This is a genomic window from Scytonema sp. UIC 10036, from assembly GCF_009725235.1.
On sequence record NZ_WJFC01000013.1, the window covers coordinates 35433 to 54994 of the forward strand.

The following is a 19562-nucleotide window of genomic DNA, read 5'->3' on the forward strand; positions in this document are numbered from 1 at the left end:
CCCCATGAGAGCAAAAGCTCCTGATATCTTAACTAAAAATTAATTTTTTCTTTAACATTTCTTTACTAGAAACCTAAAAAATTTCATGTATCTTAGGTAAGAATATGCATATTTTTTACCAGTAGGCACTTCCAGAATTGAGTATGACCGGAATATACGATACTTTCCTGGCAGGAGGTATGGTCATGTGGCCTCTTCTGTTTTTATCTATCGTGACTTTAGCTTGTGCGCTGGAAAGGACGTGGTTTTGGTGTAAGTTGACGCTTCGGGAGCGTCGATTGGTAATGGAAGTGCTGGCAGCAGCCGAGATAAGCTTAGAAGAAGCAGAAGCGATCGCACGAAAAGCAAAGGATTTACCAATTGCTCGCTTTTTAGTGGAGCCATTAAAACTGAGGAATCCGACACCCGAAACTTTTCACTTAGCGATAAAAGCCGCTTGCGATAAAGAATGCTCGGAAATGCGTAGAGGTAATCGGCTGCTAGAAAGTACCATCGCGATCGCGCCTCTACTAGGTATTTTAGGTACGGCAAGTGGTCTGATGGCTGCTTTTGGATACATCAAGACAGGAAAAAATACAAATGATTTCTCTGCTGTAACAGCTGGTATAGCAGAGGCACTTATAACCTCTACAACTGGAATTGCCCTAGCAATCGTTGCTTTTGTAATTTTCCGAATTTTTGTAATTTTGCAATTGCAGCAAATAGACTTTTTTTCTAAAGTGGGTCATGAATTAGAACTCATTTACTTACAACGTTGGAACAATGTCCAGTTAACAATTCACAACGAACAGTTAACAGTGAATAGCGATCGCTCAGTAGATGATAACTGAATGGTCATTCGTCAATTGTCATTGGTTATTGGTCATTGGTCAAGGGCTGCTGATTTTAAACAGAAATTTAAAAATATTTAATTTATAGTTAAAAATTTCTTATACTTTTCTTAACCATTATCATTGTAGCTTATTTGCTGTGTTGTCCAAAAACAAATAATCATTAATAACCTGGCAATATGAAATTATCGGCTACCGTTATGAATCGTGTAGTTGCTGCTTCAGCTGTCACGGCTGTTGTTGCTGTCGGCTCTTCTTTTACAGCAACTGCCCAAGCACAAACTATCAATGGTGCAGGCGCAACTTTTCCGGCTCCTTTATACGAACGTTATGCTCGTGAAATTAAGAAAAAGTATCCAAAGCTAAGTGTTAACTATCAAGGTGTTGGTAGTGGTGCGGGTATTCGTCAATTCATTGCTGGAACTGTTGACTTTGGTGCTAGTGATGCGGCAATGACAGACGCAGAGATAGGTAAGGTCAGCAGAGGAGCTATCCTAGTACCTACTGCAGGTGGTGCTGTTGCAGTTGTTTACAATCTTCCTGGTGTCAACAATCTAAAATTGTCCCGCAAGACTTTACCAAGTATTTTCTCCGGTCAAATCACTAACTGGAATGACCCTCAAATTAAAGCGGATAATCCTGGTGTAACTCTTCCAAATCAGCCAATCAGACCTGTTGTTCGTGCTGATAGTAGCGGTACTACCTTTATCTTCACCAATCATTTAAGTACAATCAGTCCTTATTTTAAGGGCAGAGTGAGTGCTGGAACTGCTCCAAAATGGACAATCAGCAATGTTCTTAAAGGCAAAGGAAACCCAGGTGTTGCTAACCTCGTTTCACGCACTCCAGGAGCCATTGGTTATGTTGAGTACGCTTTTGCTACAGCAAACAAACTGAACTCAGCACAAGTACAGAATAAAGCAGGACAATATGTAGCTCCTTCTTTAGAGTCAGCAAACCAAGCTTTGTCAACTGTCAGTTTCCCTGACAACTACCGAGTTTTTGTTGGAGATCCTGCACAAGGTTACCCCATTGTCGGTCTCACCTGGCTGTTGGTTTATAGAAACTACCCGGACGCCACCAAAGGATCTGCTGTAAAAAACTTTGTGAATTGGGCATTAACTGACGGTCAACAAATCAATGACGACCTCAACTATACCCGAATTCCAGCGTCTACAGCACAAAAGGTAATACAAACAGTAAACAGTGCTATTAAATAGTGTTAGTTGTTAGTTGTTAGTTGTTAGTTGTTAGTTGCTTGAACTACTAACTACTAACTACTAACCACTAACAACCAACAATTTTTTTACTTGGGTGGGCTGCTTGCTCACCTATATGTCATGACGAGAATTTAATCTTCTAATTAGTAATGGCTAAATCCTCAGAACCAGCTAATAACAATCATCGAAACTTAATAGATGACAGTACAGACATTACAGCGACTAGCGGTCAAAACTTCTTAATTGATAAGGGGTTTACTTGGCTGGTTTATGTATTTGCTGCCCTGACAGTTGCTGTATTGTTTTGGATGAGTTGGATAGTTTTTCAACAAGCTTTCCCAGCTATTCAAAAGTTTGGCTTGGGGTTCTTGTGGAGTCAGGAATGGGATACGGGCAATTTGCTTTTTGGTGCATTGCCTTATATTTACGGTACTGTCGTCAGCAGTGCGATCGCTATGTTAATAGCCGTACCTATTGGACTAGCGGTAGCCTTAGTCACGAGTGAAAACTTTATTCCTCCTTCAGCAAGAACAACCATAGCTTTTATTGTGGAGCTAATCGCTGCTATTCCCAGTGTCATCATTGGTTTGTGGGCTGTATATATATTTATTCCGGTGCTTATACCCCTACAAACCTGGTTTTCCACTACTTTTGCATGGCTACCACTGTTTAATACACCAGGACCGGCTGGATTCAACCTACTCACAGCAGGGATCATCCTGGCAATTATGATTTTGCCTACAATGGCAGCTATTAGTCGTGATGTGTTGCTTGTGGTTCCAAAAGAATTACGAAGTGGATCGATGGCTTTGGGTTCTACTCGTTGGGAAACCATTTTTCGAGTGATACTACCGGCTGGATTTTCTGGAATTGTGGGTGCAGCAATGCTTGCTTTAGGGAGAGCATTGGGGGAAACAATGGCTGTGACTATGGTGATTGGGAACTCGGCTCAAATTAGTGCATCACTACTCGATCCGAGCTACACGATCCCCTCGGTACTAGCCAACGAGTTTGCTGAAGCGCAAGACCCACTACACCTTGGAGCTTTAACATATTTGGGCTTGATTTTGTTCGCCGTAACCTTAGCTGTCAATATTTGTGCTTTAGCAGTTGTACAGTTTGTTGGTGGCAAAAATAAGTAATACCATTTTGGAGTTTAGATTTTAGATTTTAGATTGAGTGTGCGTTGCTGAGTTGTAATCTTACTCAACTATCTGTCAGATTCTTTTTTTCAAACTGGTGTAAGAAACTTAGAACAAAATACTACGAATGCTACAAAAATCCTCCTATCAGTACTAGGCTCAGCAAAATATGTCTAAAGAGAGACATATAATGAGCCAAGGAGTTTGAAGATAAAAGGCGTAATGAGATATGACCGGTCATCAAGAGTCTGAAATAAATAAATCCGTGGCAGCAGAAATATATAGCCCTCTACCACCAATAAGGCTAGTATTTAACTATGGAATGACTGTAATAGCATTCTTACTCTCAGCTTTAGCTTTGATTCCTTTGGTGTCACTGTTATGGGAAATTGTTGGGCGGGGTTTGAAAAGTCTAAAACCATCCATGTTTGTGACACCAGTCATTTACGATGGTTTTGGCAATGCAATTGTTGGGACTCTAACTATGGTGTCAATAGCTGCCCTATTTAGTGTGCCTACCGGGATCATGACGGGTATATATCTGTCAGAAATAGGCAAAGGAACTCAAATTGGACGCGTTGTTCGCTTTGTGGCTTCCGTTCTCACAGGAGTTCCCTCTATTGTGGTGGGGATCTTTGCCTTTGGTGTCATTGTATTAGTGACGAAGCAATTTAGTGCGATCGCAGGTGGTTTTGCATTGGCAGTACTGATGCTGCCAGTGGTTGTACTAACCACAGAAGAGGCTTTAAAGCTTGTTCCCACCTCTATGCGTCTCGGCTCGGCTGCCTTGGGAGGAACTCGCTTCCAAACCATATTTCGTGTCGTTATAACTGCTGCACTCCCGGCTATTACTACAGGGGTTTTACTAGCTGTCGCCCGTGCTGCTGGTGAAACAGCTCCTTTAATTTTTACATCCTTGTTTAGTTTAGATTGGTCAACCGATCTAAATAGTCCAACAGCGTCACTATCAGTGTTAATTTTTAATTTGTACAACGACCCTACACCAGAAAAAACAGCTCTAGTCTGGACAACTTCTCTGGTTTTAGTTGGGATGATTCTGATAATTAGCATTCTTTCTCGATTCTTTACGAGGAAGAGAAACGCTTAAGCGAACTCCAAATGTGGTGTGTGTGATTTTTTGTGTAGTACCTAAACCGTATGAATAAGTTAACCCCAGCCATTAAAGTTAGGAATCTCAGCTTCTACTACGGCACCTCCAAGGCATTGGAAGGGGTCTCAATGGATATCTATGAGAACCAAGTCACTGCAATCATTGGTCCAAGTGGTTGTGGTAAATCAACGTTTATTAAATGTCTTAACCGTATCAGCGAGTTAGAAGGACCTGTAAAAGTGGATGGTTCTGTAGAATTTTACAATCAAAATATTTATGCTTCCCGTGTCAACTTAAACCGTCTGCGCCGCCAAATAGGTATGGTGTTTCAAAAACCAAACCTTTTCCCCATGAGCATTTACGATAACGTGGTCTACGGTATCAAAATTGCAGGTTGGCGTCCAAGAGCAGAATTAGATGAAATTGTCGAATCAGCCCTTAGAGGAGCAGCCATTTGGGATGAGGTAAAAGATAAATTGCATAAATCCGCGTTGGGGCTTTCAGGGGGTCAGCAACAACGATTGTGTATTGCTCGTGCTTTAGCTGTAAAACCAAAAGTTTTGTTGATGGATGAGCCTTGTTCGGCACTCGATCCCATTGCCACAATGAAAATTGAGGAACTCATTCACAGTTTGCGCGACGAACTCACAATTGCGATCGTGACTCACAATATGCAACAAGCAGCGCGTGTTTCTGATTACACTGCTTTCTTCAGTACTGATGAAAGTCGAATTGGTCAAATGGTGGAATTTGGAGAAACGACTCAAATATTTAGTAATGCCCTTGATGCTCGAACCCGTGACTATACCTCCGGTCGTTTTGGTTAAGGTGCTTCTCTTTAAATAAAGATTGGTACAAATACCGTACACGTAACAGGTCACTTTATACTTTGGCAAAGTGGCATGTTAACTCTACTTTAAAGTTTTTGGTCACAAACCTTAGCCTCAGTACAAATAATTTTTCTTCAGACCAAGTACATTTGTATTATACGGTCTTTTTTAGTGCCCACTTACTTAATTGACAATAACAAGTACTGAAAACCCATGATTTTTTTATAAGTTTATCTTAACCTAGAGCCATTTGACATTAGCTCTCACTTTTTTGAATTAAAATTTTTACAAAAGTATAAATTACTGAGGTGCTAAGTCGGATGAGTCGCAAAGTCAGCAAAGTATTTCAGCAATCTGGGGTGATTCCCTATAGAGTAAAAAATGGAAACATTGAAGTTTTGTTGATTACGAGCCGCAACAGTCAAAATTGGGGAATTCCTAAAGGTGGTGTTGCAAATGGAATGAGTCCAGCCGCTTCAGCCGCAAAAGAGGCATGGGAAGAAGCTGGGGTTGTAGGGCAAGTAGATACTCATAAACTTAACACTTACAAATATCGTAAAAAAGGCAAGACATACAAGGTTCAGGTGTTTTTGTTACCAGTCGAGACAGTATTAGAAGATTATCCAGAAGTAGGTCAAAGACAGAGGCAGTGGATAGATGTAACCCAAGCTGTTAAGCGGGTTAAGAAAGGTTCAGTCAAACGGATTCTTAAAGGTTTTCTCCAAACACAATCAACTTCTTTTGTGCATCTTAAAGCTAGCTCGATTCTAAAAACCTCAATTAGGTATTTTGATAAAAATGAAGTTAAACTCAGCAAATCAATCATTCACTTGACTGAGTTTAAATCTACTTAATCGTTGACTTCAATCTTCAGAAAACCATAGCAATGGCTAACACTAAAGTTGATTGCACTCATCTAGCAGAGTATTGAGTTCGGCAGCAACTTTCCAGGGATTTCGACCTTTGAAAGGGGCAGCGATGACTGCTTCATCAAGATTTTTTCCAGTTTTTTTGCTGGCGGCGATCGCTGAAGAGTTCGAGAATCCTCGTCCAGCCACAAGCCAAGCCGCTAAAACGTGCCCGGTGTGCCCAACTCCACCGGAGCAACAGGTTCTTGCGTACACAACGTGCGATGAAAGAAACACGGGCGTGAAACCGTGTTTCTTCAGAAGAGAGCCAATTTCAACCAAACTTACCACTAACGTACTCTTTAGTATCTTTCTGTTTGGGATCTTGGAAAATGGCTTCTGTGCTGTCATACTCTACAAGGTAACCAGTACGATTGCCGTTGTCTGTTGTTTGAACGTTAAAAAAGGCAGTCATATCGGACACTCGTAAAGCTTGTTGCATATTGTGAGTCACAATAATGATTGTGTAATGCTGTTTGAGTTCGTGCAGCAAGTTTTCAACCCGTATGGTGGAGATGGGGTCAAGTGCGGAGCAAGGTTCATCCATGAGAATGACTTCTGGCTGCACTGCGAGGGCACGCGCAATACACAAGCGCTGTTGTTGTCCTCCAGACAAGGATAAGCCACTTTGGCGTAGTTTATCTTTGACTTCATCCCACAAAGCCGCTTGTCGGAGCGATCGCTCTACCAATTCATCCATATTCCCTTTGAAGCCATTGAGCCTCGGACCAAAGGCAATATTGTCATAAATTGACTTTGGAAATGGGTTTGGTCTTTGAAACACCATTCCAATTCTACGACGTACTAGAACAGGGTCGATGTGAGGTGCATACAAATTTTCCTTCTGGTAATAAACTTTTCCTTCAGTACGGAACCCCGCAATTGAGTCGTTGAGGCGGTTATAACATCGCAGCAAGGTACTTTTTCCACAACCAGAAGGACCAATGAAGGCAGTGACTCGATTTTGAGGAATCTCAAGCCAAATCTTACTTAACGCTAAAAATTTGCCGTAATAGACGTTGAGATCCTCTGTACGTAAAACAATTTTCGTTTGATTTTCAGTCTTTGTCTTAGTTGCCATAAATTTTAGAGATTTACATTATGTGTCGTTAAACTTTCCGTTGGTTCTACTGATTCTTTGTGTGTGATTTATCTAAGTGCGCGACTCGTTGCCACGCGAGCGATGATGCTAGTCAGTAGAACCAAAAGCACCAAAATCAGAGACGCTGCCCAAGCAAGTGATTGCCAATTTTTAAAGGGAGAAATAGCGAAGTTATAAACCAACACAGCCAGAGAAGCTGTCGGTCCGAATACATCACGGGGCCAGTACTGAGAGAAGAGAGCCGTAAACAACAAAGGTGCAGTTTCTCCAGCCGCACGGGCGATCGCCAAAGTTGCACCCGTGACAATTGCTGGTAGTGCAGCTGGCACAACAACGAGTGCAACTGTCTGAAAGTTCGTGGCACCTAATCCCACAGCCGCAGTTCGTAAATCTTGTGACACCAATTGCAAAGCTTCATCAGCTGTTCGCACAATAATTGGCAACATCAAAATAGACAAAGCAAATCCCCCTGCCACCGCAGAGAATCCACCCATCCTAGCTACGACAATACCGTAAGCAAAAACACCTGCAATGATTGAGGGGACTCCACTCAGAACGTTAGTCGCAAAGCGAATCCAACGCGATAGCTGACCAGAACTAAATTCAGTTAAATAGATGGCTGCCAAAACTCCAAAGGGAATGCTAATCAGACCACCGATTCCTACCATAAATAATGTTCCCACGATCGCATTCCCAATACCCCCTTTTTGGAGCAATGGTGGCGGTGGCAATTCGGTAAACAAGCTGGGTTTGAGACTGCTAGCGCCTTGAATGATGACGTAAGAAAGCACTGCTATCAAAGGTAAAAGCGCGAGAAAACTGCAGAGAAATGCGACAACTGTCATCACCGTGCTAAATAGAGTCCTCGAAGACATGGGAGAACGAGCTAGGCTGCCGATATAGCTGGCAGACGGCTTGTTTGGAACAGGAGAATTCATGAGTTATTCAAGTCAAATCCTATATTCGCTTTACTTGCACAACGATTAACTCTGCCAGAATGTTTACCAGCAGAGTCAAAACAAACAGAACTAATGCGGCATACATCAGAGCACTGACTTGCAAACCACTGGCTTCCGCAAATTGATTTGCCAACAGAGAAGAAATCGTATTGGCTGGTGCAAACACAGAAACATTAATGACGTTTGCGTTGCCAATGAGCATCGTGACAGCCATTGTTTCTCCCATCGCCCGACCCAGCCCCAGCATCACAGCACTCACAATGCCTGAAAAAGCCGCCGGAAGCAGAACTTTGAAAATCGTTTCCCACCGGGTGGCACCTAGTCCCATAGCAGCTTGGCGCAAACTAGAGGGCACAGAGATCAGTGCATCGCGGGAGATAGCTGTAATGATTGGCAAAGTCATAATTGCCAAGATGACACCTGCACTTAACATCCCAGGGCCTGTGGGAGGAGTGCTAAAAATAGGTACAAAACCCAAGTTAGCGTTCGCCCATTTTCCAAATCCTGATAACAGAGGAACTAAAACGAAAACTCCCCAGATTCCATAGACAACACTAGGAATCGCTGCCAGTAGTTCTACTAGGAAAACTAGTATCAGTCTAACTGAGGATGGCAGCAAATTTTCGCTCAGTAACACCGCCGTGCCAACGCCGATGGGTACGGCTATGAGCAAACCAATCAAAGCGCTGACCAAAGTGCCGTAAATTTGCGGTAGCACTCCATACTCACTCCTAACTGGGTTCCAAGCGCTTGTAACCAAAAAGCTAGCTCCAAACTTTTGGAGTGCGGGTATCGCCTCAATGGCAACCTGTATGGCGATCCACAGCAAAATAACTGCAACTGCTAGTGCAAACATCCGAGTCAGCCAAATAAAACCTCCATCCAAAGACTTTTCCACGTGAAAGCGAGGTTTAATTTGAGATTGAAGATTGTCGATTTGTGTATTCATGAATGACTTCACCCTTGAGCTGGGAAAAAACTTGGGAGTAAACTACATATGTCAATTTTCTTCAGAAGGACTGCCTGAACTTCAGCAAGTCCCGAGCTCGATCCCTCCCTTCAAAGCGCTTGATTTATCTGGACGCTGTTTTAGTTTGGGCTACACTTGTGCTCAAAATTCCGATTCTTTCTCTATAAATGAATTCAGGGACTTATAGCAATTAATTCTCTTGCACTGCTGAACTTTTGAACTACTTTTCGGTCAATCTTAACTTTTTACTTTTACTGAGTGCTATTTGCTAGCACTGGCAACAGAATGATTGACATCTATAGCAATTTTATAATCAGGGCTGATGGCATCGGCAGCAGCAGCAACTTTTTTAAGTACGCTTTCAGGTAGAGAAACATAAGCTTGGAACCAAGACTGATATAATGGTGAGGGGAAAGAGGCACCAGCACCAGTTAATGATATATTGCGTATGTTTTTTCCAGAGGCAGTAGCAGTGGTTTCTTTAGTAGAACCAGAAGGGGAATCGCTAGGAGTCAGACCGTTTTGTGCTTCCTCTCTACCGCTGCATGCAGCTAAGCTCATTGTTAGTGCTACAACTGAAAATGCTTTTGTAAATCTAAAATTATTTATTACAGGATAACGAAAAAGCATGGACGTGTAATATTAGGGATTTTCACACTGCGCTTGTTACTTACACACGCATAGTAAGGAACAGGTGACAGCGATTTTCTGGTAGATGCACTACGCAGCAGGAAGTTAGACACTACAGTTGTACAGCAGCATATGTCTAAACAAATGAAAACTACTGTAAGTAGTGGGACTTATTTAAAAATTTGGCGGAAAATAGAGTCCTTTTTCAATAGGTTTAGGCGGCGCAATAAATCAGCCAGACCAAAAGCTATCTCAGTCACTGTTTCAATATAGAATGAAAACGCAGTTTTTCAGCAGTTTTTGCTGGATTCTAAAGATATAATGCCTACAATTTTGTCATCTTTGCTAGAAGCATTGGCTCCAAGACGCAAAAAAAGCTCGGCGTCTTGGCGTGAGGCTAAAAAATCATTCATACGCACGCTTCAGTAACGCTAAAGAAAAACTGAGTAAGGATAGCCAAGCTGTTTCAGACATTGCATATTTTCAGTTGGACACTGTCAAGTTAGTACAAGAAATGACCGAATTTTTAGTAGTCTAAGATTAAGTTTAGATTAAGAAGAGATTAAAATCAACGATTTAGTTCTCAATGAAAATCTGCCGAAAAACAAATGCTGTTAACAAATAAGTTACATTTATACTATATAAAAGTTACAAAGGCTCGGACTTATTCGGAACAAAAAACAAGATTTGAAGAATTTTCTCGCATTTCACCAAACGATCTCCATACGCGATTGAAACTAGAGCGCTGATACAGTAGTCAAAAAGAGGGCAAAAAACCCGTAGCTACGCTCACGGGAGTTCAGTAGGGGTCTTATCGCCTTAAAATCCACAAAAGTGCATTGGCAATTGAAGTGAGTTTTAAGCTGGCTCTAGTCGTATTCTTCAGTCAACTTTTCTAACAAAGCGATCGCCAAACTAGTACAATATAGAGTCGTGAGAGGTTATTTTCTGGGTGTGAACCGTTCTTTTAGTGAAAAATCGTTCTAGTCATTTTCAGACTAATAGCTTCAATCGCCTCCTCCAAACCCTCAATATTTCTCAAGGTGCTCATTCCTCTTTCATTAGCACAATGTGTAATCATTTTTTCTACAGTAACCTCTTCTTTAAAGGTTGACATAGGTAATTTCAACAGACTGTAGGAAGATTGAGGATTTTGTTTAAGTGCTTGTTATTTGACAATTGGGTTAAATTTTCCTAAATTTTTAAGTATTTTTCCATAGAAAATGATTCTCTCACTGCATACTCATTTAGAAAAAATACTGAATCTTAATCAAAACATTTATTGTTCTTAACCTACAGGCGTTTGGATGGAAATGTATAGAAAGCTTAACTCAGACTTCCGTGCATTTTATTAGGTTAAATGCACGAAATGTATCCTTAGAGACTTTCTACGGAAACCGCTGGCTCGACCTTCACGATCTAATTTTAATTCTTATAAAGAAATTAGAGGGTTCAAAAGAGCCTAAAGCATGAAGGAATAAAGATGAAGCAAGAAGCAGTATCAAGTCTAAAAAATGAAATACTTTATCCTTCAAACTTCATCCTTTATCGTTCAAAAAAGCCATTGTCCTTTGCTATGGATAAGCGGAACATCCATAGCTCAGGACATTGTGTGTCTATCAAAATAGGAAAAAATTATGGCAGACGTAACACTCAAGGGATTTGCAGTTCTAAGCGCAGATACATTTGCCGAAGGTCCTCAATCTGGCAGATTTCTTACAAGCACCAATGGAAGAACAATTCCATTCCCAGGTCAACCAGTTCAGGGCTTTAGTGGTGTACAGTTTGCCGACCAAAACACCTTTTGGTTTTTAACAGACAATGGTTTTGGTGCAAAAAATAATAGCGCTGATTACCTATTACGAATTTATCGCCTTGACCCCAGCTTTCAAGGTATAGAAGGGGGTGATGGTAGTGTTAAGGTATTGAACTACATCCAACTATCTGACCCAGATAACCAAGTCCCCTTTAACATTGTTAATGAAGGTACGAGCGATCGCTTGTTAACAGGTGCAGATTTTGATGTAGAATCTTTTGTCCTAGCAAAAGACGGCACACTTTGGGTCGGTGACGAGTTCGGTCCTTACTTGCTGCATTTTGACAGCACGGGTAAATTGCTTGAGGCTCCTATCCCCACACCTAACAGTAGCGTTATTAAACTCAACACCCTCAACGGTCAAGCCCCTCTGGTTGTGGGACACCGAGGTGCAAGCGGTGAATTGCCAGAACACACTCTCGAAGCTTACAAGCTAGCGATCGAGCGAGGCGCAGATTTCATTGAACCAGACTTGGTTTCTACCAAAGATGGAGTGCTAATCGCCCGTCACGAACCCAATTTGATTGCGACAACTGATGTCCTAACTCGTTCTGAGTTTGCCGATCGTAGAAAAACTAAAGTTATTGATGGAGTGACTGAGGACGGTTTTTGGGCGGAAGATTTTACCCTCGCAGAAATCAAAACTCTACGGGCAATTATGCCTCAAAGCTACCGCCCGCAAGTCTTTAACGGAGTGTTTGAAATTCCTACCCTAGAAGAAGTCATCAATTTGGTTAAAGAGGTAGAAGCACAAACAGGGAAGAAAATTGGTATTTATCCTGAAACCAAACATCCCACCTACCATGACTCTATTGGGCTGTCTTTAGAAGAACCCCTGTTGGCAACTTTAGAAAAAACAGGGTTTACTGACCCCAGTCGGATTTTTATCCAATCCTTTGAAACCAGCAACCTCAAAGAACTGAATCAGAAAACAAATATTCCTTTGGTTCAGTTGTTAGATGCTACTGATGTTAGAGATGATGGTTCGTTGATTGAAACCAAACCTTATGATTTCGTTGTCAACGGCGATTCCCGTACTTATGCAGACCTGCGGACTCCAGAAGGCTTGAAAGAAATTGCTACTTATGCTGATGGCATTGGTCCGTGGAAGCGGATGATTGTCTCAGTGAAGACAGTGGATCGCAATGGAGATGGCAATCCAGATGACCTCAACAATGATGGTGTCATCAATGATGCTGATAAAGTGACCACTCCACCAACAACCTTGGTACAAGATGCCCATGCAGCAGGGTTACAAGTACATCCTTATACCTTCCGTGATGAAGGACGTTTTCTAGCATCAGATTACAACGGCAACCCACAACTGGAGTACAGACAGTTTTACCAGCTTGGCGTTGATGCTCTCTTCAGTGATTTTCCCGGTACTGCTGACTTGGTTCGCGACCAAATCACTGCAACTTTTGTACGTTCTCCTGACAACCCTGATGTTCTACAAAGGGCTGAATTTGATACATTAACAGGTAGCGCTCCTATTGTTATCGGTCATAGAGGAGCTAGCGGATCTCGTCCAGAGCATACTTTGGAAGCTTATAAATTAGCGATCGCATTAGGTGCTGATTTTATCGAACCCGATCTAGTTGCTACCAAAGATGGAGTGTTAATTGCCCGTCACGAAAACGCTCTTGCCATTCTGAACGCAGATGGTACGATCAACACTTCCGACACCAGTACCGACATTTACCTACGTCCTGATTTTGCCGATCGCTTAACCACTAAAGTCATTGATGGTCGTACTATCCGGGGCTGGTTCTCAGAAGACCTAACTCTGGCAGAAATTAAAACTCTCAATGCCATTGAACGCTTACCCGATTTACGAGGAACCAAGTATAACAATGATGGTTTAAAGGTTCCTACCCTAGCAGAAGTCATTGATTTGGTGCAGCAGGTTGAAAGAGAAACCGGACGTAAGATTGGCATTTATCCTGAAACCAAGCATCCCACCTATTTTGCCACTGAAGGCAAGCGCATCGACGGTAGCCCCATCAATACCAACTTGGGTAAAGAATTAGTTGATACCTTAGTTGCCAAAGGCTTTACCGATCCAACACGGATCTTCATCCAATCTTTTGAAGTGGGCAATCTACAGGAACTAAATAATGTACTGTTGCCCAATGCAGGAATTGACGTACCACTCGTTCAATTATATGGTGGTGCAACAGAGAAGCCTTATGACTTTGTAGTCAGTGGCGACTCTCGTACCTACGGGGACTTAGCAACCCCAACAGGGCTAGATTTTGTTAATGACTACGCAGCTGGTATCGGTCCCAACAAACGTTTAATTGTTCCGGCGCAAACAGTTGACCGCAATGGCGATGGTCAACCAGATGACCTGAACGGCGATCGTACAATTACAGATGCGGATAGAGTTTTGGGCAATCCAACAACTTTAGTTCGAGATGCTCACACTGCCGGATTGTTGGTGCATCCTTACACCTTCCGCAATGAAAGCGTTTTCCTAGCATCTGATTATAACGGCGATCCACTACAGGAGTACAAGCAGTTCATCGAGTTGGGAGTTGATGGTTTCTTCACGGACTTCCCCGGAACAGGAGATACGGTACGAGATCTCTATGTAGGCGAACCTATAGTTTCTAACCTTGGTGGTTCTAGAGGATTTGAGGGTTTAGCAATTAACCCCAGTAAAACGACTCTTTACCCATTACTTGAAGGAACTGTGGTGGGCGATCCGGTAGGTTCGTTGAGAATCTATAAATACGATCTGCTATCGAACAAGTATGATGGTATTGCTGGTTACTATCGTTTGGAGAACCCAAACAACGCTATTGGTGATTTCGCCGTTGTTAACGAAAATGAATATCTTGTCATCGAACGTGATAACGGTCAAGGTGCAACCGCACAGTTCAAGAAGATTTTCAAAGTTGACCTTTCTCAGAAAGATGCCAATGGCTTTGTTGCCAAAGAGGAAATTGCCAACCTGCTGAACGTTCAAGATCCACAAGACTTGAATAAAGATGGTAGCAACTTATTTACTTTCCCCTTCGTGACTATCGAAGATGTGTTGGTGCTGGATAGTAAGACTATCTTAGTTGCCAATGATAACAACTACCCTGGTGGTGGTGGGCGCTCCTCTGCTCCTGACAACAACGAAATTATTGTGCTTGAGTTAGGAACAACACTCAATCTCGATCCGCGTGTGGGACTTGCTGGCCTGCAGTATGGTTTAGGTAACGATAATCTAGCCATCGCTAATACCGATAGCTTGCTTGCTTAGATGTAGTACTCTCTCGTTCCCAGCCTTTGGCTGGGAACGAGGTGAGGGGTCAGACCCTTCATTTGCCAGTCATATTCTTAAGGAAGTCGGGAATCTAACCTGCTTTGTGTCTAAACTACGAGAAATACAATTAAAATACTTTAGAAGAGCTAAGTTTCTTGTTATACCGTTAGTGGGTATAAATTTATACTTTTAACTTACATAAAATTCCTAAACAGGGTGCTTGCTGCTCTATAGTTTTCTTGATATATTTGAAATTTAACTGTTTATGACTCCAATTTTACAAGTAGGTTCGCAAATTATTACAAAAACTAATATAATTCCTCTACTAAAGCAGTACGGGATATTACCGCAGTTAGTACAAGAAATCGTCGTAGAATCAGCAGTCTCTAATATTACCCTATCACAAGAAGAAGTAGCTCAGATTTACAAGCAGTTTTACCAACAGCAACAGCTGAATTCCGATGCGGATCTCGAAGCTTGGTTGCAAGCCCGTGGAATAGACCGCAAACAACTTGATTATCAAGTCACCCGTAACGTCAAACTCGAAAGCTTCAAGAAAGCGACTTGGGGAGATAAATTGCAATCTTACTTTGTCCAACGCAAAGCAAAGTTAGATAGAGTTGTTTATTCCCTGATACGGGTTAAAGACATTTGCATTGCCCAAGAATTGTACTTCCGAATTCAAGAAGGAGAACAATCGTTTAGCGAACTAGCTCGCGAATATTCAGATGGTCCGGAAGCCCAAACAGGGGGTATACTGGGTCCTGTGGAGTTAGGAGTTCCCCATCCAGTCTTAGCTAAAATGCTGTCATCCGTTCAACCCGGTCAACTTTTGCCACCGACGCCTTTAGGTGATTGGATCGTAATACTGCGGCTTGAAAAGTTTTTACCAGCACAATTAGATGAAGCAACAAAGCAGCGTCTCCTGAATGAATTATATGAGAATTGGTTGCAAACTCAGTTAAAAGAGTGTATGCAGAATATTAAAGATGATTTCCCAGATATTCAAGATGAACACAAGGGAATTAAGAGTCTTGACAGTGCTTCCCGTGTGGTTAATGCGGATGCAAATAATTTAAGCTAGGGCAAAGGCATCTGTCTCCTTAGTAGTCGAAGTCGTTAGTACTAATTGGCGACAGATTTTTGATGCGGCTTTGTAGGGGAAAAATTTTTTAATGATAGAACCGCAGAGGCGCAGAGAACGCAGAGGAAAAGAGCGAGCTTTTTAACCTTTTTTTTACCTATTCTTAATAAAAGTTGCGTGAAAACCTAGTATATTTACTATTAAAATAGTTTAAAAATTAACATTTATTGAGAGCCGAAACGGTGTTTGATGTACTCAGTAGAACGACTAGCGATCGCACAGCTTATTAGAAATTTTACTGGGCGGTCAGATCCCTGACTTCTTTAATATCAAATCCGTTTGTATCGGAATTATTTCTCTTTTCTCCTTCTCTGCGCTCTGGTGCGCCCTCTGCGGTTTTTTAATCATTCAGATGCTACCGGATTTGATATAAGAAGTCGGGGATCTAACCCCCTAACCTTATATTTAAAAATATATAAACTTTTATTTAATTTTGTTAAAGCTATTTTCTATACATTATTTTTACTAGAAGAGCAGTTCCTCAGCCAGTCGATCTGGTTTGTGCTTGGTAACAAAAAGTTCAAGAGTCCATAAAATAAGGGAATTCAATGACTACTCCAATTAAACTCACACCAATTGGTACTTATGCTACGGGTATTTTTGACGAAGGAGCTGCTGAGATTCCAGCTTACGATCGCGATTCACAACGTCTTTTTGTGGTGAATGCTGATAGTGTAACAGTGGATGTCTTGGATTTGAGCAATCCGAGCAATCCTACTAAACTGTTTTCAATTGATGCGGAGGCTTTTGGTGGTTCTGCTAATAGCGTTGCTGTAAAGAATGGTATTGTCGCGATAGCTGTTGAAAGCGACAATACCCAAGAACCCGGAAAAGCTGTTTTTGTAGACGTTAACGGTAACTTTTTGAATGCCGTCAGTGTCGGGGCATTACCTGATATGTTGACTTTTACCCCTGACGGTAAAAAGGTGTTGGTTGCTAATGAAGGGGAACCCAATGATGACTATACTGTCGATCCAGAAGGTTCTGTCAGTATTATCGACATTTCTTGTGGAGTCGAAAATCTCACTCAAGATAATGTGACGACGGCTGATTTTCAAGCATTCAACAGCAAACTCCAAGAGTTGAGAAGTGCGGGTGTTCGCATCTTCGGACCTAATGCTTCAGTGGCTCAAGATTTAGAGCCTGAATATATAGCGGTTTCTCCAGATTCCAAAACGGCTTGGGTGACGCTGCAAGAAAATAATGCTCTAGCAGTTGTAGATATAGAAACGGGTGCTGTTACTGACATTCTACCTCTTGGCTTTAAAGACCATAACGCTTCTCCCTCACTTCAAACCTTCTTTTTTGATGAAGCAAGCTTACCCGTTATTGGTACAACTGAAAGCAAAGGCGACATTAAATTAAGTGGGTTTTCCGGGCTTTATTTTGAGGGCATAAATCCGGAGACTGGTAATCTTCAGTTTTTGACTCATCTCGATCGCGGTCCCGATGATGGGGAAGATAGGAATGGTAACCGTATTTTCCTATTGCCAAATCTGCAACCTCAACTTGTACGTTTTGAATTAGATAAAAATGCGGGTACCCTAGAAGTTACAGAGCGTATCTTTTTGAAAACACAAGACGGAACTCCTCTGACTGGGCTTCCTAACTTAAGAGGTTTAGATCCCGATACACCTGCAGATCCAAATGGCAATTTGTTGGGGTTCGATCCGCTAGGTGCAGATTTAGAAGGAGTTGTTCGCGCACCAGATGGGACTTATTGGGCTGCAGATGAGTACCGTCCTGCTATTTACCACTTCCAAGCTGATGGAACACTGATTGAACGATATGTACCGCAGGGATTGCCATCTGAAGTAGGAACACCCGCCTTACCAGAAGTTTACAATTTGCGACAACCAAATCGGGGGTTTGAAGCGATCGCATTCCAAGATGGCAAAGTTTATGCCTTCCTTCAGTCCCCGTTAAACAATCCCAGCGCCAGACAAACTGCGACAACTCGCATACTAGAGTTCGATCCGGTTACGAAAACAACCGTAGGTGAGTATCTTTACATTCAAGATGATATAGGTAGAGGCAGTGATAAGATTGGGGATGCTGTTGCTCTCGATAAAACTGGGGAATTTTTAGTTATTGAGAGGGATTCTGGCTTTGGTGATGACTCTATTAAAAACGTTTATCGCATTAATTTAGCTAACGCAACCAACTTACAAAAACTATCTGATTCCGTTCTGGCAAGTGGTGAAACTATTGACAGCTTAACTCCAGCGCAACTTGCACAAAAAGGCATTACTCCCGCTAGCAAGGAACTCTATGCAGATTTGGCAGAGTTAGGATATGGCTTCACTGATAAACCAGAAGGTTTGGCACTTGTCAATCCTACAACCATCGCCGTACTCAATGACAACGACTTTGGTTTAACAGATGTTCCCATTGGCTTGGGACTCGTCAGTTTGAACAATGCTCTTGATGCAAGCGATCGCGATGGAGCAATTAACATCCGCAATTGGCCCATCAACGGCATATATCAACCTGATGCTATAGCCCCATTTGAAATTCACGGTCAGACCTATCTCATCACTGCCAATGAAGGAGACGCCCGTGATTATGATGCTTTTAGCGAACAAAAACGGGTAAAAGACCTCAAACTCGATCCAACAGCCTTCCCGAACGCAAAAGCTTTACAAGCAGATGATGCCTTGGGACGTTTGTACGTTACCAGTACTTTGGGGGATACAGATGGCGATGGAGATTATGACGAACTCTACAGCTTTGGGGGTCGGTCTTTCTCCATTTGGGACAGTCAGGGAAAACTTGTTTACGACAGTGGAGATGAATTTGAGCAGATCGCAGCGCAACTTTTCCCCCAAGAGTTTAATTCCAACAATACCAGCAACGGCACCTTTGATAACCGCAGCGATGACAAAGGACCGGAACCAGAAGGAGTTGTTACAGGAGTTGTAGGGGATAATACTTACGCTTTCATCGGTCTAGAGCGGATTGGTGGTGTTATGGTTTATGACATCTCCAAACCAACCAGTCCCAACTTTATTCAATACATCAACCCCCGTGACTTCAGCGTTCAATTTGACGTTGATGAAGATGGAGATCCCGATCCCACAACAGAACAAGTCATAGCAGCTGGCGATCTCGGACCCGAAGGATTAGTTTTTGTCTCTGCTAACAACAGCCCCAATGGGAAGCCTTTGTTAGTGGTAGCAAATGAGGTGAGTGGTTCTACAACTATCTTTGAGATTGACACTCTCCAGCCACACGCAGTTTCCTCAAACTCTGTTTTCCCTTCTCAGCCAGGGTATGTTGTGAACCAAGGCGGTATTTCACCTTCAGTGGATAGTTTTTCTTTAGGGCAGTTATATACTAATCCATTACAGTTAAATACAGGAATTGGTTCTGAGAGTGAGTTGGCGATCGCGAGTGTAATTGATAACGAAATTCCACTTGCTTAGGTAACTGTGGTGCGATCGCATTTTCTTCTAGGTGCGATCGTGCCACATAAATCCATTTTCTAGGCATAAAGCCACCCAATAACCTACATTTTGTCTAAGTACTGTTGTATAAGATTCCATAGTTTTCTATCAAGCACACATTCTTGATTAATTAAACTTGAGCCTCCACACCATATTATCCATATATTTTTAGGCAGTAAAAATCAAACATGAAAGCTT

At 42.1% G+C, this 19562-nt stretch carries 13 protein-coding genes and 1 pseudogene; 9 read left to right on the forward strand and 5 right to left on the reverse strand.

All coding sequences use genetic code 11. The annotated features are described in order from the left end of the window. The first annotated feature begins 143 nt into the window (after positions 1-143). From F7734_RS08415 to F7734_RS08440, 6 genes and pseudogenes are all read left to right on the forward strand, one after another. A complete protein-coding gene (locus F7734_RS08415) occupies positions 144-830 on the forward strand; it encodes a MotA/TolQ/ExbB proton channel family protein (protein WP_166481795.1) in 687 nt (228 codons plus the stop codon). A gap of 179 nt (positions 831-1009) precedes the next feature. After that, positions 1010-2050 carry a phosphate ABC transporter substrate-binding protein PstS gene (pstS, locus tag F7734_RS08420; RefSeq protein WP_155744245.1) on the forward strand — a complete coding sequence of 347 codons (1041 nt, stop codon included), beginning with the start codon at positions 1010-1012 and terminating at the stop codon, positions 2048-2050. A 149-nt stretch (positions 2051-2199) separates the two neighbouring features. Continuing rightward, on the forward strand, positions 2200-3192 hold the full coding sequence (gene pstC / locus F7734_RS08425) for a phosphate ABC transporter permease subunit PstC (RefSeq protein WP_155744246.1): 993 nt from the start codon (positions 2200-2202) through the stop codon (positions 3190-3192). Positions 3193-3421: 229 nt separating this feature from the next. After that, positions 3422-4300: a phosphate ABC transporter permease PstA gene (gene pstA / locus F7734_RS08430; protein ID WP_155744247.1), complete on the forward strand. Its 879-nt coding sequence runs from the start codon at positions 3422-3424 to the stop codon at positions 4298-4300. Between the two features lie 50 nt (positions 4301-4350). Next, positions 4351-5130, forward strand: a complete 780-nt coding sequence (gene pstB, locus F7734_RS08435) for a phosphate ABC transporter ATP-binding protein PstB (RefSeq protein WP_155744248.1) — start codon at positions 4351-4353, stop codon at positions 5128-5130. Between the two features lie 323 nt (positions 5131-5453). Further along, positions 5454-5858, forward strand: a pseudogene (locus tag F7734_RS08440) (NUDIX hydrolase); the annotation flags it as partial. Positions 5859-6029: 171 nt separating this feature from the next. Here F7734_RS08440 and F7734_RS08445 read toward each other — a convergent pair. The 5 genes from F7734_RS08445 to F7734_RS08465 form a co-directional block, all read right to left on the reverse strand. Beyond that, positions 6030-6278, reverse strand: coding sequence for a hypothetical protein (locus tag F7734_RS08445; RefSeq protein WP_243146754.1), 249 nt, complete (start codon positions 6276-6278; stop codon positions 6030-6032). Between the two features lie 37 nt (positions 6279-6315). Continuing rightward, the gene (pstB, locus tag F7734_RS08450; RefSeq protein ID WP_155744249.1) at positions 6316-7122 is read right to left on the reverse strand and encodes a phosphate ABC transporter ATP-binding protein PstB; all 807 of its coding nucleotides are present in this window, start codon (positions 7120-7122) and stop codon (positions 6316-6318) included. 68 nt (positions 7123-7190) lie between these two features. Continuing rightward, positions 7191-8081, reverse strand: coding sequence for a phosphate ABC transporter permease PstA (gene pstA, locus F7734_RS08455; RefSeq protein ID WP_155744250.1), 891 nt, complete (start codon positions 8079-8081; stop codon positions 7191-7193). A gap of 19 nt (positions 8082-8100) precedes the next feature. Further along, the gene (pstC, locus tag F7734_RS08460; RefSeq protein ID WP_155744251.1) at positions 8101-9051 is read right to left on the reverse strand and encodes a phosphate ABC transporter permease subunit PstC; all 951 of its coding nucleotides are present in this window, start codon (positions 9049-9051) and stop codon (positions 8101-8103) included. A 282-nt stretch (positions 9052-9333) separates the two neighbouring features. After that, positions 9334-9633 (reverse strand): hypothetical protein, encoded by a 300-nt coding sequence (locus F7734_RS08465; RefSeq protein ID WP_155744252.1) that lies wholly within the window; start codon positions 9631-9633, stop codon positions 9334-9336. Positions 9634-11336: 1703 nt separating this feature from the next. Between F7734_RS08465 and F7734_RS08470 the strand changes: the two genes are divergently transcribed. The 3 genes from F7734_RS08470 (at position 11337) to F7734_RS08480 (ending at position 19343) form a co-directional block, all read left to right on the forward strand. After that, positions 11337-14771 (forward strand): glycerophosphodiester phosphodiesterase family protein, encoded by a 3435-nt coding sequence (locus F7734_RS08470; protein WP_347566151.1) that lies wholly within the window; start codon positions 11337-11339, stop codon positions 14769-14771. A gap of 268 nt (positions 14772-15039) precedes the next feature. Further along, complete coding sequence (locus F7734_RS08475) at positions 15040-15858, forward strand: peptidylprolyl isomerase (protein ID WP_155744254.1); 819 nt, start codon at positions 15040-15042, stop codon at positions 15856-15858. A gap of 608 nt (positions 15859-16466) precedes the next feature. Next, positions 16467-19343 carry a choice-of-anchor I family protein gene (locus F7734_RS08480; RefSeq protein ID WP_155744255.1) on the forward strand — a complete coding sequence of 959 codons (2877 nt, stop codon included), beginning with the start codon at positions 16467-16469 and terminating at the stop codon, positions 19341-19343. Positions 19344-19562 lie beyond the last annotated feature (219 nt).

Excerpts from the sequence above, each read along its gene's own strand:
- pstC (WP_155744251.1), bottom strand. The coding sequence starts at position 9,051 with ATGAATACACAAATCGACAATCTTCAATCTCAAATTAAACCTCGCTTT.
- pstS (WP_155744245.1), top strand. The coding sequence starts at position 1,010 with ATGAAATTATCGGCTACCGTTATGAATCGTGTAGTTGCTGCTTCAGCT.
- pstB (WP_155744248.1), top strand. The coding sequence starts at position 4,351 with ATGAATAAGTTAACCCCAGCCATTAAAGTTAGGAATCTCAGCTTCTAC.
- pstC (WP_155744246.1), top strand. The coding sequence starts at position 2,200 with ATGGCTAAATCCTCAGAACCAGCTAATAACAATCATCGAAACTTAATA.
- F7734_RS08465 (WP_155744252.1), bottom strand. The coding sequence starts at position 9,633 with ATGAGCTTAGCTGCATGCAGCGGTAGAGAGGAAGCACAAAACGGTCTG.
- pstA (WP_155744250.1), bottom strand. The coding sequence starts at position 8,081 with ATGAATTCTCCTGTTCCAAACAAGCCGTCTGCCAGCTATATCGGCAGC.
- F7734_RS08480 (WP_155744255.1), top strand. The coding sequence starts at position 16,467 with ATGACTACTCCAATTAAACTCACACCAATTGGTACTTATGCTACGGGT.
- pstB (WP_155744249.1), bottom strand. The coding sequence starts at position 7,122 with ATGGCAACTAAGACAAAGACTGAAAATCAAACGAAAATTGTTTTACGT.
- pstA (WP_155744247.1), top strand. The coding sequence starts at position 3,422 with ATGACCGGTCATCAAGAGTCTGAAATAAATAAATCCGTGGCAGCAGAA.
- F7734_RS08415 (WP_166481795.1), top strand. The coding sequence starts at position 144 with ATGACCGGAATATACGATACTTTCCTGGCAGGAGGTATGGTCATGTGG.
- F7734_RS08475 (WP_155744254.1), top strand. The coding sequence starts at position 15,040 with ATGACTCCAATTTTACAAGTAGGTTCGCAAATTATTACAAAAACTAAT.